Source organism: Geodermatophilus marinus (assembly GCF_003428645.1).
GTDB lineage: Bacteria > Actinomycetota > Actinomycetes > Mycobacteriales > Geodermatophilaceae > Geodermatophilus.
Genome location: NZ_QVQH01000001.1, coordinates 73,074 through 85,968 on the forward strand (window position 1 = coordinate 73,074; position 12,895 = coordinate 85,968).

Sequence of the window (12,895 nt, forward strand, 5' to 3'; positions counted from 1 at the left end):
GCGCCGCCCGCAGCCGGGTCGTTTCGCTGGGCAACGACCTGCGCGGTGGGCTGCACCCGGGACGGCGACGGCGCGCCCCCCGGGGTCGGGACGCGCGCCGTCGCAGGTCGGCCGTGGGGCCGGGGGCCGCCTACGCGGGGCCGTGCTCCGTGGCCGCCGACCCGGTGCCGGCCACGTCGTCGGCCTTGCGGCCCACGTCGGCCCCGGGCTCGGTGCCCGGCGCGCCGGCCGCGGCGCCGACCGGTGTCATGGACCGCAGCAGGATCTGGCTGACGTCGAGCACCTCGACGTGCTCGCCGGCCTCGCCGTTCTGCTTCTTGGTGGTCAGCGCGTCCGACAGCATCGTGATGCAGAACGGGCAGGCGGTGGAGATCAGGTCGGGGTCCAGGGCGAGCGCCTCCTCGGTGCGCTCCATGTTGATCCGCTTGCCGATCTTCTCCTCCATCCACATCCGGGCCCCGCCGGCGCCGCAGCAGAAGCCGCGGTCCCCGCAGCGGTGCATCTCCTGCTTGTCCAGGCCCTGGACGGAGTCGAGGATCTCCCGCGGCGGCGTGTAGACCTTGTTGTGCCGGCCGAGGAAGCACGGGTCGTGGTAGGTGACCTTGCGGTCGACCGGGGTCACCGGGGTGAGCCGGCCCTCCTCGACCAGCTTGCCGAGCAGCTGGGTGTGGTGCACCACCTCGTAGTGGCCGCCGAGCTGTGGGTACTCCCGGCCGAGGCTGTTGAAGCAGTGCGGGCAGGTGGCCACGATCTTGCGCATCCCCGGCACCCGGCCCTCGAAGACGCCGTTGAGGGTCTCGACGTTCTCCTGGGCCAGCATCTGGAAGACGAACTCGTTGCCCATGCGCCGCGCCGGGTCGCCGGAGCAGGTCTCCCCGGAGCCGAGGACGGCGAACTCGACGCCCGCGGTGTGCAGCAGCTCGGCGACGGCCTTGGTGACCTTCTTGGCGCGGTCGTCGATGGCGCCGGCGCAGCCGACCCAGAACAGGTACTCGACGTCGTAGGGCAGCGGGCCGTCGGCCTGCCGCACCTCGAAGTCCAGCTCCTTCATCCAGTCCTCGCGGGTGCTGGCCTGCACGCCCCACGGGTTGCCGCGGTTCTCCAGGTTGCGCAGCATCACGCCGGCCTCGGACGGGAAGTTGGACTCGATGAGCACCTGGTAGCGGCGCATGTCCTCGATGTGGTCGACGTGCTCGATGTCGACCGGGCACTGCTCGACGCAGGCGCCGCAGTTCGTGCAGCTCCACAGGACGTCGGGGTCGATGACCCCGCCCTCCTCGAGGGTGCCGACCAGCGGGCGGTGCGCCTGGGCGTCGTTGGTGCCCTCGATGCGGGCGTAGCCGGAGGCCCAGACCTGCTCGTCGCTGGGCTTGAGGACGTCGTAGTCCGGGGCGGACTCGCTGGCCGTCTTCTCGCCGAGCAGGTACGGGGCCTTGGCGTAGAGGTGGTCCCGCAGGTCCATGATCACCATCTTGGGGCTCAGCGGCTTGCCGGTGTTCCACGCCGGGCACTGGCTCTGGCACCGCCCGCACTCGGTGCAGGTGGTGAAGTCCAGCATCCCCTTCCAGGTGAAGTCCTCGATCTTGCCGCGGCCGAAGATCGCGTCCTCGTCGGGGTCCTCGAAGTCGATCGGCTCCCCGCCGGAGGTCATCGGCTGCAGCGGGCCGAGCGCCACGCGGCCGTCGTCCTCGCGCTTGAAGTAGATGTTGAAGAACGCGCTGAACCGGTGCCACGCCACGCCCATGTTGAGCAGCCGGGAGACCACGACCAGCCAGACCAGCGACGCGACGATCTTGACGAAGGCGATGACGCTGACCAGGTCGGGGGAGGCGGGCAGCAGGTTCGCGATCAGGCCGGAGACCGGGTGCGACCACGCCGGGGCGTCGTCGAGGCCGGCGGCGATCTTCGCGGCGCGGATGCCGAGGATGCACAGGCCGACGATGAGGACGATCGCCTCGACGAAGTAGCCGCGGCCCTCGTTAGAGCCGGCGAACCGGCTGCTGCGGCCCTGGCGGCGCGGGTGGTCGAGCTGGCGCCGGATGATCAGGTAGACGATGCCGAGCACCGTGCCGGTGCCGATGACGTCGACGAACAGGCTCCAGAGGCCCCAGCTGCCGATCAGCGGCAGGTGGAACGCCGGGTCCCACACCTCGCCGAAGGCCTCGACCAGGGTGAGGAACAGGCCGTAGAAGCCGACGAAGACGAACCAGTGGGCGACGCCGATCGCCGACCACTTGAGCATCCGGGTGTGCCCGAGGGACTCCACGACGAGCGTCTTCAGGCGCGGGCCGGCCGGGCCGGAGCGCGTCCCGTCGGGTTGCCCGGTGCGGATGATCCGGATCATGGCCCGGACCGCCCGGTACACCATGACGACCGAGACCACCAGGAACAGGACGCTGATCGTCCCGAGGACGATCTGCAAGGGGCCCATCGACTTCCCTCCCGGACGCCGCCGGCGTCCGTTGACTCCCCGCCCGCCGGGACGACGGGTGTGCCCCCGCGCCGGCACGGGGCCGGGGGCGGGCCGCGGCGGGCACCGGTGCCCGCACGCGTCGCACGATAACTCTCGCGCCAGGAGGCTACTCGCCGGTAACCGCGGACGTCGGCCCCCGCGGCCGGCCGGCGATCGCCGTCCCCACCGCCTGGCCGGCCCGCGATCGCCGTCCCCGCGGCCGGCGGTCCGTCAACGATCAGGTCACCTGGTCCTCGCGGGTCCTGGCTCGGCACCGGTGCTGAGCCCGGACCGGCAACGGTGAGCCCGGACGGCGGTTGTCCACAGATCTCTCGCACGGGCCCCGGCTGCCGGCTCCAGGCCGGACGCTGGCCAGGTGCACCCGACTCTCACGTCCGTGGCCGAGCCCCGCTTCGGCGTGTTCACCGCCGGGGACGCGGTCGCGGCCGGCTACGCGCGGGAGGACGTCGGCGGGCTCGTCGCCCGCGGTCGTTGGGTTCGGCTGCGCCGCGGGGTCTACGCCGACCGCGCCGTCGTCGACGCGGTGGCGGGGGACCCTGCGGCGCGGCACCGCCTGAACTGCGCCGCCGTCCTCGTCCGGCTGGCACCCGGCCCCGCCGTCAGCCACACCTCGGCGGCCCGGGTGCTCGGGCTCGTGGCCCCGAGATCCCAGGACGATTGCGTGCGGCTCACCGACGAGGCCCAGTGGCGGCGCGGCCGCGGCTACGAGGTCACCCGTGCCTCCCTGCCGCAGGGCTCCGTCCTTCCCCTCGGCCCCTTCCGGGTGACCGCGCCCGCCCGGACCCTCGTCGACTGCGCGCGTGGGTGGTCGCTCGAGGACGCCGTCGTCGCCATGGACGACGCCCTCCACCGCCGTCTGGTCGAGCCCGACGAGCTGACGGCCGCCGTGCTCGCGCAGACCCACTGGCTCGGGATCGGCGGTGCTGCGCGCGCAGCAGGTCTGGCCGACGGCCGGGCCGAGTCGCCGCTCGAGACGCGGGGCCGCCTGCGCATCCTCGGCTCCGGGTTGCCGGCGCCGGAGCTGCAGGTGGAGATCCACGACCGGCACGGCTTCGTCGGCCGGGTCGACGGGTGGTACGAGGAGGCTGCGGTGGCCGTCGAGTTCGACGGCTTCGTGAAGTACGAGGTGCCCCGCGATGATCGATCGCCCGCGCGGGTGGCTTGGGAGGAGAAGCGGCGCGAGGACGCGCTGCGCGCTCTGGACATCCGGGTGGTCCGGATCGCCAACGCTGACCTCGGTCCGGCCTGGCCGCGCGTCGAGGAGAGGCTGGCGATGCTCCTCGCAACCCCGTTCGCGGGTCCGCGGCGGTTCACCGTGGTGCCGGCGGGGAGGCCGGTGCCGCGAAGCGCCTGAGCCCGGCTCGTCCGCCGTCCTGGCTCACCCTTGCCGGTCCTGGCTCACTACCGGTGATGAGCCAGGACCGGCAACGACCAGGTGACCTGATCGTCGAGGCGCCCCGGCCGGGGTGTGGTGCGGCTCACGGGTGAGGACGTCGGCACCCCCGGGAACACCGACGCACCGGGGTGCCGTTACGGTGGGCAGGAAAGTTGAGCGGACCCCGCGCAAGGCGGACCGCCCGGCTCCTGGGACACCACAGCACAGCACGCAGTTCACGGAAGAGAGGCCAGCCCCATGGCTCGAGCGGTCGGTATCGACCTCGGCACCACGAACTCCGTCGTCACCGTCCTCGAGGGCGGTGAGCCGACGGTCATCGCCAACTCCGAGGGCTCGCGCACCACCCCCTCGGTCGTCGCGTTCGCCAAGAACGGCGAGGTCCTCGTCGGCCAGTCGGCCAAGAACCAGGCGGTCACCAACGTCGACCGCACCATCCGCAGCGTCAAGCGCGAGATGGGCACCGACTGGAAGTCCGCCGAGATCGACGGCAAGCGCTACACCCCGCAGGAGATCAGCGCCCGCGTCCTGCAGAAGCTGAAGCGGGACGCCGAGACCTACCTGGGCGAGCCGGTGACCGACGCCGTCATCACCGTCCCCGCCTACTTCGAGGACGCCCAGCGCCAGGCCACCAAGGAGGCCGGCGAGATCGCGGGCCTCAACGTCCTGCGCATCGTCAACGAGCCGACCGCCGCCGCGCTGGCCTACGGGCTGGACAAGGGCGAGACCGAGCAGACGATCCTCGTCTTCGACCTCGGTGGCGGGACGTTCGACGTCTCCCTGCTGGAGATCGGCGAGGGCGTCATCGAGGTCAAGGCGACCGCCGGTGACAACCACCTCGGTGGTGACGACTGGGACCAGAAGGTCGTCGACCACCTGGTCAAGACGTTCAACGCCTCCAACGGCATCGACCTGTCCAAGGACAAGCTGGCCATGCAGCGGCTCCGCGAGGCCGCCGAGAAGGCCAAGATCGAGCTGTCCGGGGCGCAGTCGACCAACGTCAACCTGCCCTACATCACCGCCGGCGCCGAGGGGCCGCTGCACCTCGACGTCACGATCACCCGCGCCGAGTTCCAGCGGATGACGCAGGACCTGCTCGAGCGCACCCGCGCCCCGTTCAACCAGGTCATCCGGGACGCCGGCATCTCCGTCGGCCAGATCGACCACGTCGTCCTCGTCGGTGGCTCGACCCGCATGCCGGCCGTGACCGACCTGGTCCGCGAGCTGACCGGCGGCAAGGAGCCGAACAAGGGCGTCAACCCCGACGAGGTCGTCGCCATCGGTGCCGCCCTGCAGGCCGGCGTCCTCCGCGGTGAGGTCAAGGACGTCCTGCTGCTCGACGTGACCCCGCTGTCCCTGGGCATCGAGACCAAGGGCGGGATCATGACCAAGCTCATCGAGCGCAACACCACGATCCCGACCAAGCGCTCCGAGATCTTCACGACGGCCGACGACAACCAGCCGTCGGTGCAGATCCAGGTCTTCCAGGGCGAGCGCGAGATGGCGGCCTACAACAAGAAGCTCGGCATGTTCGAGCTGACCGGCCTGCCCCCGGCGCCGCGCGGCGTCCCGCAGATCGAGGTGGCCTTCGACATCGACGCCAACGGCATCGTGCACGTCACCGCGAAGGACCTCGGCACGGGCAAGGAGCAGTCGATGACCATCACCGGCGGCTCGGCGCTCCCCAAGGACGACATCGAGCGGATGATGAAGGACGCCGAGGCCCACGCCGAGGAGGACAAGCGCCGCCGCGAGGAGGCCGAGACCCGCAACCTGGCCGAGTCGCTGCAGTACCAGACCGAGAAGTTCCTGGCCGAGAACGGCGAGAAGATCCCGGCCGACAAGAAGGAGGAGCTCGGCGAGGCCCTGACCGAGCTGCGCTCCGCCCTCGGCGGCTCGGACATCTCCGCCATCAAGTCCGCGCAGGAGAAGGTCGCGCGGATCTCCCAGGAGGTCGGCGGCGCGCTCTACGCCCAGCAGTCCGAGGCCGGCGCGGCCGGTGCGGGCGCCGGGGCCGGCGCGGGTGCCGGGGCGGGGGCTCCCGGCGACGGCAGTGCGTCGGCGCAGTCGGCGGACGACGACGTCGTGGACGCCGAGATCGTCGACGAGGGGCCGGGCGAGGGCGCCGACCGCCGATGACCCCGACGGACGCGCGCGGAGGTCGGCGATGACCGAGCGGGAAGAGGAGCCGCGGGTCGTCATCCGCGACAAGCGGCGCATCGACCCGATCAGCGGCACCGTGCGGGTGCCGGCCGGCGAGGAGCCGGCCGGTGCCCGCACGGGCGCACACGGCACAGGGGAGCAGATGAGCGAGCACGAGACCGTGGCCGGCGACCGGCCGGCGGCGGCCGAGGACGACGTGACCCGCCAGCTGGCGGAGCGGACGGATGACCTGCAGCGGGTCACCGCGGAGTACGCGAACTACCGGCGGCGGGTCGACCGGGACCGGCAGCTGGTCGTCGACCAGGCCGCGGAGCGGTTCGCCACCCAGCTGTTCCCGATCGTCGACGACATCGAGCGGGCCCGGGACCACGGGGAGCTGACCGGCGGGTTCAAGTCGGTGGCCGACCGGCTCCTCGGCCTGCTCGAGGGGCTCGGCGTGGAGGCCTTCGGCAGGGCCGGTGACCCGTTCGACCCGGCGCTGCACGAGGCGGTCATCCACGACACCTCGCCGGAGGTGCAGGTCCCGACGGCGAGCACGGTGCTGCGGCAGGGCTTCCGCCGCGGCGACCGGGTGCTGCGGACCGCGATGGTCGCGGTCACCGACCCGGAGTCCCCGGCGGCCCCCGCGGCCGGGGCCGCCGACGGTGCCCCGGCCGACGCCGCCCCGGCCGACGGTGCCCCGGGCGACCCCCCGGCCGGCGCCCCGGCGTCCGACTGAGCGCGAGAGGGGGCGTCCGATGAGCACCCGGGACTTCATCGAGAAGGACTACTACGCCGCGCTGGGCGTCTCCCAGGACGCCGACGCCGCGGCGATCAAGAAGGCCTACCGCCAGCTGGCGCGGGACCTCCACCCGGACAAGAACCCGGGCAACACCGAGGCCGAGACCCGGTTCAAGGAGGTCTCCGAGGCCTACGACGTGCTCTCCGACCCCAAGCGGCGGGCCGAGTACGACGAGGCGCGGCGGCTGTTCGGCGCCGGCGGCGCGGGTGCGCGGGCCGGCTTCCCCGGCGGGTTCCCCGGTGGCGGCGGGGGCGGGCAGCCCTTCGACCTCGGCGACCTCTTCGGCGCCGCGGGCGGCCGCGGGGCCGGTGCCGGCGGTGGGCTGGGGGACCTGTTCGGCGGCCTGTTCGGCGGCGGCGGGGGTGCGGGCTCGGCCCGCGCCCGCAGCCAGGCGGCCTCCGGCCCGGCCCGGGGTCAGGACGTCGAGACCGAGGCCACGCTCTCCTTCGACGAGGCCGTCCTCGGCGTGACCGTCCCGCTGCGCATGCAGAGCCCGGGCGTCTGCCCGACCTGCACCGGCAGCGGCGCCCGGCCCGGCACCTCGCCGCACACCTGCCCGGTGTGCCAGGGCGCGGGGGTCACCAGCCGCAGCCAGGGGGCGTTCGCCTTCTCCGAGCCGTGCCGCAACTGCCGCGGCACCGGCACGGTGATCGACGACCCCTGCCCGACCTGCGCGGGCAACGGCGTGACCACCCAGACCCGCACCATCACCGTGCGGATCCCGGCCGGGGTCAAGGACGGCCAGCGCATCCGGCTGGCCGGCAAGGGCGCCCCGGGCCGGCGCGGCGGGCCGGCCGGGGACCTCTTCGTCGTGGTCCACGTGTCCGAGCACGAGCTGTTCGGCCGCAAGGGCGACGACCTGACGCTCACCGTGCCGGTCACCTTCGCCGAGGCGGCCCTCGGGACGACGCTCACCGTGCCGACCCTCGACGGCAGCGTCTCGCTGAAGGTGCCGCCGGGCACCGCCAGCGGCCAGACGCTGCGGGTCCGCGGTCGCGGGGTGCCCGGCAAGGGCCGCCCGGGTGACCTGCTGGTCACCGTCGAGGTCGCCGTCCCCAAGCGGCTCTCGCCGGCCGCGCAGGAGGCCGTCAAGGTCCTCGACGCCGAACTCGGCGACCCGCGGCCGCGGATCACCGCGGCCGTGCACGACCAGGGGGGCGGGCGGTGAGCGCCCCGGTCGACGGGGGCCGCGAGCAGCGGGACGCCGGGCGCGCGGTCGCCGAGGACGCGCCGGTGTTCGTGATCTCCGTGGCCGCCGAGCTGGCCGGCATGCACGCGCAGACGCTGCGCCAGTACGACCGGCTCGGCCTGGTCAGCCCCGGCCGCACGCGCGGGGGTGGCCGCCGGTACAGCCCGCGCGACGTCGCCCTGCTGCGGGAGGTCCAGCGCCTCTCGCAGGAGGACGGCGTCAACCTCGCCGGCATCAAGCGGATCATCGACCTCGAGTCGCAGGTGGAGGCGCTCCGCCGGCGGGTGCAGGAACTGCTCACCGAGCTGGAGGTGACCGAGAGCCGGGCGGTCGCCGCGGAGTCGGCGATGCGGGCCGGCTACGGCGGCGACCTCGTGCCGCTGCGGCCCGCGACCTCGGCGCTCGTGGTCTGGCGGCCGCGGGACCGCCGATGAGCGACAGCGCCGGGTCCGACCCCGAGGAGGCCACCCACGAGGCCACCCACGAGGCCACCCACGAGGCCACCCGCGAGGCCTACGTCCGGCTGGAGCGGGAGGTCGGCCTGCTGCTGCGCCGCTCCCGCGCCATCTCCGCCCGGCTGTCCCGGGAGCTGCACCCCGACCTCGACGGCGCGGCCTACGGCCTGCTCGCGCTGCTCCAGGACACCGGGCCGCTGCGCGCCAGCGACCTCGTCGTCCTGCTGGGGCTGGACAAGAGCACCGTCAGCCGGCAGCTGGCCTCGCTCGTCGACCTGGGCCTGGTGACGCGGGAGGCCGACCCCGCCGACGGGCGCGCGCAGGTGCTGCGCACCTCCCGGGAGGGCGCCGCGCGGCTGACCCGCATCCGCGAGGCGCGCCGGGCCCGCTGGGAGGCCGACCTCGCGCACTGGCCGGCCGAGGACGTCGGCACGCTGGCCGAGCTGCTGGGCCGGTTCAACCAGCTCGGTGAGGCGCGGGACCGGGAGGACTCCGACCGGTCCTGACCGCACCGCTCCCGCAGGGAGACGCGGGTCACCCCGCCCGCAAGTTGTAGACCGCAACCAATCGGACATATGGTTGCGGTCTACACCTTGTCGTGGGGAGGGCGGCCCGTGGCCGTTCCCCCGGCACCGGCTCCGGGAGCACCGTGACCAGCACCCTCCGCCGCCCCGACGCCGATGCGGCGCCCGGCGAGCCCACCGAACGCCCCGCCCCCGGTGCGGCGTCGGCCGCGCAGCAGGGCCGGATGTCCCGCCGGCAGGTCCTCGAGGCCCTCTCGGGGATGCTCCTGGCGATGTTCGTGGCGTTCCTGTCCTCGACCGTCGTCTCGACCGCCCTGCCGACGATCATCACCGACCTGCGCGGCACCCAGGCCCAGTACACCTGGGTGGTCGCCGCGACCCTGCTCGCCTCGACCGCGTCGACGCCGATCTGGGGCAAGCTCGCCGACCTCGCCAGCAAGAAGCTGCTGCTCCAGCTCGCGATCGTGGTGTTCGTCGTCGGCTCGATGCTGGCCGGGCTGGCGCAGTCGGTCGGCATGCTGATCGCCTGGCGGGTGCTGCAGGGCCTGGGCCTGGGCGGCATCCAGGCGCTGGTGCAGATCGCGATGGCCGCGATGATCAGCCCCCGGGAGCGCGGGCGGTACTCCGGCCTGATCGGCGCCACCATGGCCGTGGCCACCGTCGGCGGCCCGCTCGTCGGTGGCGTGCTGGTCGACACCAGCTGGCTGGGGTGGCGGTCGGTGTTCTACGTCGGCGTCCCCTTCGGGGCGCTGGCCCTGGTGCTGCTGCAGCGCACGCTGCACCTGCCGGTCACCCGGCGCCCCGTTCCCATCGACTACCTCGGCGCGGCGTTCCTGACCGCGGGCGTCTCCGCGCTGCTGATCTGGGTCACCCTCGCCGGCGACGCCTTCCCGTGGTGGTCGCTGCCCACCGCGCTCTTCCTCGTCGGCGGCGCGTCGGCGGTCGCCGCGTTCGTCGTCACCGAGCTGCGGGCCGCCGAGCCGGTGGTGCCGCTGCGGCTCTTCCGCGACCGGACCACCACCCTGGCCGTCGTGGCCAGCATCGCGATCGGTGTCGCGATGTTCGGCTCCTCGGTGTTCCTCGGCCAGTACCTGCAGATCTCGCGCGGCTACTCGCCCACGGCGGCCGGCCTGCTCACCGTCCCGATGGTGGCCGGGCTGCTGGTGTCCTCCACGGTCTCCGGGCTGCTGATCACCCGGTACGGCCGGTGGAAGCGGTTCCTGGTCGGGGGCTCGCTGCTCGTCGTCCTCGGGTTCGGCCTGCTGGCCACCGTCGACCACGAGACCGACGTGGTGCTGCTCGGCGCCTTCCTCGTCGTCCTCGGCAGCGGCATCGGCATGACGATGCAGAACCTCGTCCTCGCGGTGCAGAACGCCGTGGCCGCCCGGGACCTGGGCGCGGCCAGCTCCGCAGTCGCGTTCTTCCGGAGCCTCGGCGGCACCGTCGGGGTGTCCGTCCTCGGCGCGGTGCTCAGCGGCCGGGTCGCCGACCTCGTCGCCCAGGGCCTGGCCGGCTCACCCGCGGCCGCCCGGGCCGCGCAGGGTTCCGGGGGTGTCGGGCTGGCCGACCTGGCCGACGCCCCGGCGGCGGTGCAGACCCTCGTCCGGGTCGCCTACGGCGACGCCACCGGGCGCGTCTTCCTGGTGTCCGGCCTGGTCGCGGTCGTCGCGGTCGTCGCCGTCCTGCTCGTCCGGGAGGTGGCCCTGCGCACCGACAGCGGCGAGGAGCGCCTGCGCGGCGACCGGGGCGACCGCTAGCGTCGTCCGCCGGCCCGCAGGAGGCGGGCCGGGGACGAGGGAGGTGCGGGTGGTCGCGGACCGGGCGCTGCTCGTGGTGGTCAACGCGGCGGCCGGCTCGGCCGGCGACGGGGCGGTGGACGCCGCCCTGGCGGTGCTGCGCCGCGGTGCGGACGTGGAGGTGGTCGGCACCCGGACCCCCGCGGACCTGGACGAGGTGGTCGCCGCCGCCGGCGACCGGCGCCTCGTCGTGGTCGGCGGGGACGGGTCGCTCTCGTCGGTGGCGACCGCGCTCGACCGGGCCGGGGTGCTCGACGCGGGGTCGCCCCTCGGGGTGGTCCCGGCCGGCACCGGCAACGACCTGGCCCGTGCGCTGGGGCTGCCCCTGGACCCGGAGGAGGCCGCGGCCGTCGTCCTCGGCGGGGTGCCCCGGCGGCTCGACGTGCTCGACGACGACGCCGGTGGGCTGGTGGTCAACGCGGTGCACGCCGGGATCGGCGCGCGGGCGGGAGCCCGGGCCGCGGGCCTCAAGGCCGCGCTGGGCGCGGCCGCCTACCCGGTGGGTGCGGTGGCGGCCGGCGTGGCCGAGGAGGGCTGGCCGCTGCGCGTGGAGGTCGACGGCGCGGTCGTGACCGCAGCGGCCGGCGCGTGGGCCGCCGACGGCGACCGGCCGGTCCTCATGGCCGGGGTCTGCAACGGCCCCTCCATCGGCGGGGGCAGCGACCTGGCGCCGGACGCGGACCCGGGCGACGGGCTGCTCGACGTCGTCGTGAGTGTCGCCACCGGACCGGTGGCCCGGGCCGGCTACGCGGCGGCGCTGGCGGCCGGGAGCCACCTGGAGCGGGAGGACGTCATCCGGGTCCGCGGGCGCGCCGTCCGGCTGTCCGGCGCGCCCGTGGACCTCGACGCGGACGGCGAGATCGAGGAGGCCGTGCCGGCGCGCACCTGGACGGTGCGGCCGGCGGCCTGGTCCCTCGTCGTCCCGGCCTGACCGCCCCCGTCAGGAGTCGAGCGCGGCGTCCAGGCTGATCTCGACGCCGGTCAGGGCCTTGCTCACCGGGCAGCCGACCTTGGCCGCCTGCGCGGCCTGCTGGAAGCCGTCGGCGTCGAGCCCGTCGACCTCACCGCGCACGGTGAGCCGGATGGTGGTGATGGTGGGCGCGCCGTCCTTCTGCCCGAGGGTGACGTCGGCCGAGACCTCGAGGGCCTGCGGGGTGCCGCCGGCCTTGCCGATCTCGCTGGACAGCGCCATCGCGAAGCAGGACGAGTGGGCCGCCGCGATGAGCTCCTCGGGGCTGGTCGTGCCGCCGGCCTCCTCGGCGGCCCGCTTCGGGAACGACACCTCGTAGGTGCCGACCTCCGAGCTCGAGAGCTCGACCTGGCCGGAGCCCTCCATGAGCGTGCCGTTCCAGGCGGTCCGTGCGGTGCGCGTGGGCATCGGGTCTCCTCGTCTGCGGGGGGGGGGGGGGCGGCGGCCCTCCTGCAGGGTCCCGCCGCCGGCCTCGTCCCGAGGCTCACCCCGAGCGTGCGAGGGGTGAGGAGGACGGGGTCCTTTCACGGTAGGGGGGGCAGGAGGGCCCTTCGTCAGTTGTTCGTGACCCGGTCGGTGACCTGCTCGAGCCGGCCCTTCAGCTCGGTGAACTCCCCGGAGTCCATGTCCAGCGCGCAGATGATCTCGGAGGAGATCCGCTCGGCGTGCTCGCGCAGGCCCCGGCCGGTGTCGGTGAGGGCGATGGAGACCGAGCGCTCGTCGTCGAGACGGCGGTGGCGGGTCACCAGGCCCGCGGCGGTCAGCCGCTTGAGCAGTGGCGAGAGCGTGCCGCTGTCGAGGTTGAGGCGGGCGCCGAGCTGGCCGACGGTCTGGTTGTCCTGCTCCCAGAGCAGCATCATCACCAGGTACTGCGGGTAGGTGAGCCCGATGGCGTCGAGCAGCGGGCGGTACCGCGCGGTCATCGCTCGCGAGGCCGCGTAGAGCGCGAAGCACAACTGGTCCTCGAGGACCACGCTCGGGGCCGGCAGACGCGTCATCCTCCGGAGTCTAGGCGCTCGGTGGCGCGCGACCGGGATTTGGCCCACCGAGACTCGCCCGCCAGGGTGTCGCGCCGCTCCCGCGAGCCGCACGGAGATCCCTGGAGTTGAGCGGAACAGGCTCAACTCCTGACGCGTTGGACCGGGCGACGA

At 74.2% G+C, this 12,895-nt stretch carries 11 protein-coding genes; 8 read left to right on the plus strand and 3 right to left on the minus strand.

Annotated elements, in window-relative coordinates:
* Positions 1-130: 130 nt before the first annotated feature.
* Positions 131-2,431, minus strand: coding sequence for a (Fe-S)-binding protein (locus D0Z06_RS00380; RefSeq protein WP_117375412.1), 2,301 nt, complete (start codon positions 2,429-2,431; stop codon positions 131-133).
* A gap of 418 nt (positions 2,432-2,849) precedes the next feature.
* Between D0Z06_RS00380 and D0Z06_RS00385 the strand changes: the two genes are divergently transcribed.
* From D0Z06_RS00385 to D0Z06_RS00420, 8 genes are all read left to right on the plus strand, one after another.
* Positions 2,850-3,827 carry a type IV toxin-antitoxin system AbiEi family antitoxin domain-containing protein gene (locus D0Z06_RS00385; RefSeq protein WP_233517361.1) on the plus strand — a complete coding sequence of 326 codons (978 nt, stop codon included), beginning with the start codon at positions 2,850-2,852 and terminating at the stop codon, positions 3,825-3,827.
* Positions 3,828-4,106: 279 nt separating this feature from the next.
* Positions 4,107-6,005: a molecular chaperone DnaK gene (gene dnaK, locus D0Z06_RS00390; protein WP_117375414.1), complete on the plus strand. Its 1,899-nt coding sequence runs from the start codon at positions 4,107-4,109 to the stop codon at positions 6,003-6,005.
* Between the two features lie 28 nt (positions 6,006-6,033).
* Positions 6,034-6,747, plus strand: coding sequence for a nucleotide exchange factor GrpE (gene grpE, locus D0Z06_RS00395; protein WP_117375415.1), 714 nt, complete (start codon positions 6,034-6,036; stop codon positions 6,745-6,747).
* 19 nt (positions 6,748-6,766) lie between these two features.
* Positions 6,767-7,978: a molecular chaperone DnaJ gene (gene dnaJ / locus D0Z06_RS00400; RefSeq protein ID WP_117375416.1), complete on the plus strand. Its 1,212-nt coding sequence runs from the start codon at positions 6,767-6,769 to the stop codon at positions 7,976-7,978.
* Positions 7,975-8,433 (plus strand): heat shock protein transcriptional repressor HspR, encoded by a 459-nt coding sequence (locus D0Z06_RS00405; protein ID WP_117375417.1) that lies wholly within the window; start codon positions 7,975-7,977, stop codon positions 8,431-8,433. Before dnaJ ends, D0Z06_RS00405 begins: the two co-directional genes overlap by 4 nt.
* Positions 8,430-8,960: a MarR family winged helix-turn-helix transcriptional regulator gene (locus D0Z06_RS00410; protein ID WP_117375418.1), complete on the plus strand. Its 531-nt coding sequence runs from the start codon at positions 8,430-8,432 to the stop codon at positions 8,958-8,960. The genes D0Z06_RS00405 and D0Z06_RS00410 overlap by 4 nt, the downstream gene beginning before the upstream one ends.
* 143 nt (positions 8,961-9,103) lie before the next feature.
* Complete coding sequence (locus D0Z06_RS00415; RefSeq protein WP_233517362.1) at positions 9,104-10,735, plus strand: MDR family MFS transporter; 1,632 nt, start codon at positions 9,104-9,106, stop codon at positions 10,733-10,735.
* Positions 10,736-10,784: 49 nt separating this feature from the next.
* Complete coding sequence (locus D0Z06_RS00420) at positions 10,785-11,705, plus strand: diacylglycerol/lipid kinase family protein (protein WP_117375749.1); 921 nt, start codon at positions 10,785-10,787, stop codon at positions 11,703-11,705.
* Between the two features lie 9 nt (positions 11,706-11,714).
* On the opposite strand, the gene D0Z06_RS00425 is transcribed toward D0Z06_RS00420, so the two are convergent.
* Both D0Z06_RS00425 and D0Z06_RS00430 read right to left on the minus strand, forming a co-directional pair.
* Positions 11,715-12,152: an OsmC family protein gene (locus D0Z06_RS00425; protein WP_117375419.1), complete on the minus strand. Its 438-nt coding sequence runs from the start codon at positions 12,150-12,152 to the stop codon at positions 11,715-11,717.
* 146 nt (positions 12,153-12,298) lie between these two features.
* On the minus strand, positions 12,299-12,742 hold the full coding sequence (locus tag D0Z06_RS00430; protein WP_117375420.1) for a MarR family winged helix-turn-helix transcriptional regulator: 444 nt from the start codon (positions 12,740-12,742) through the stop codon (positions 12,299-12,301).
* Positions 12,743-12,895: the final 153 nt, after the last annotated feature.